The following is a 1372-nucleotide window of genomic DNA, read 5'->3' as shown; positions in this document are numbered from 1 at the left end:
AAGCTGGTGGATTTTCCTTGTTGCAAATGCAGCGTCGGGTGCAGCACCGGTTTTCGTAGCTCATGTAATGGCTCCAACCCGGAAGGCACAAGTTGCTATTATCATGACTGGAGTGGTTCTACTAATTTTGGTAGGCCTACTGTTAATGGCTTTGGCAAAGAGTTTAGATGTAAGACAATTCATTTTCCCTTTCATAGTCATGTGTGGAGCAGCCATTTGGACAGGAATTTCTCTTCGTAACGAGAACTGACATAAACGCCTCATGACATCAATCCACCGATCAACAAATCGATCAATTTGATGGCGATAAAGGGCACCAGGATGCCGCCGCCGCCGTACACCAGCAGGTTGCGGTTGAGCAGGGCTCCAGCGCTCATCGGCTGGTACGGCACGCCCCGCAGGGCCAGCGGAATCAGCACCGGGATAATCAGCGCGTTGAAAATCACGGCGCTCAGCACGGCACTGGTGGGCGAGTGCAGGCCCATCACGTTCAGCACGCCGAGTTGCGGGTAAGCCGTCACGAACAGCGCGGGCAAGATGGCGAAGTACTTGGCGACGTCGTTGGCGATGGAAAAAGTGGTCAGGGCGCCGCGGGTAATCAGCAGGCCTTTGCCGATTTCCACCACTTCCAGCAGCTTGGTGGGGTCGCTGTCCAAATCCACCATGTTGCCGGCTTCCTTGGCGGCCTGGGTGCCGGAGTTCATGGCGAGGCCCACGTCGGCCTGCGCCAGCGCCGGGGCGTCGTTGGTGCCGTCGCCCATCATGGCGACCAGCTTGCCGCTCGCCTGCTCCTGCTTGATCATCTCCATCTTGTCTTCGGGCGTGGCCTCTGCCAGAAAGCCGTCCACACCGGCCTCTTTGGCAATCGCCTCGGCGGTCAGCGGGTTGTCGCCGGTAATCATGACGGTACGCAGGCCCATGCGCCGCAGCTGCTCGAAGCGCTCGCGGATACCGGGTTTGATGATGTCGGAGAGTGCTACCACGCCCAGCAGTCGGTCGTTTTCGATGACGGTGAGCGGCGTGGCCCCCTGCCGCGACACCTCGTCGGTGATGGCGGCAAGTTCGGGCGGCAGCTGGCCCCCGCGCTCCTGCGCCAGCGCCGAGATGCGGCTGCCCGCGCCCTTGCGGATGGAGGTGCCGGGAAAATCCACGCCGCTCATGCGGGTCTGGGCGGTGAATTCGATGAACTCGGCGCCGGCGGGTTCGGGCGCGTCCACGCCGAGTTGCCGAGCGAGTGCGACGATGCTTTTGCCCTCGGGCGTGGGGTCAGCGAGGCTGCTCAGCAGGGCGGCTTTGGCCAGTTCCGCTTCGGTCACGCCGGGCAGCGGGTGAAACTTCGTCGCCATGCGGTTGCCGATGGTGATGGTGCCGG

At 61.6% G+C, this 1372-nt stretch carries 2 protein-coding genes; one reads left to right on the top strand and one right to left on the bottom strand.

Going from position 1 to position 1372, the window contains the following annotated elements; translation table 11 throughout:
• Positions 1 to 250, top strand: a 250-nt coding sequence (locus T432_RS09030; RefSeq protein WP_028884792.1) for a hypothetical protein, incomplete at its 5' end; no start/stop codon positions are given.
• 10 nt (positions 251 to 260) lie between these two features.
• On the opposite strand, the gene kdpB is transcribed toward T432_RS09030, so the two are convergent.
• Positions 261 to 1372: potassium-transporting ATPase subunit KdpB (gene kdpB, locus T432_RS09025; protein ID WP_028884791.1), on the bottom strand; the 1112-nt coding region annotated here is incomplete at its 5' end.

The sequence above is a fragment of the Taylorella asinigenitalis ATCC 700933 genome, from assembly GCF_000687755.1.
GTDB classification, from domain to species: Bacteria; Pseudomonadota; Gammaproteobacteria; order Burkholderiales; family Burkholderiaceae_B; genus Taylorella; species Taylorella asinigenitalis.
Note: the sequence above shows the minus strand (reverse complement) of the source record. Positions and strands in the feature narration are given on the sequence as shown.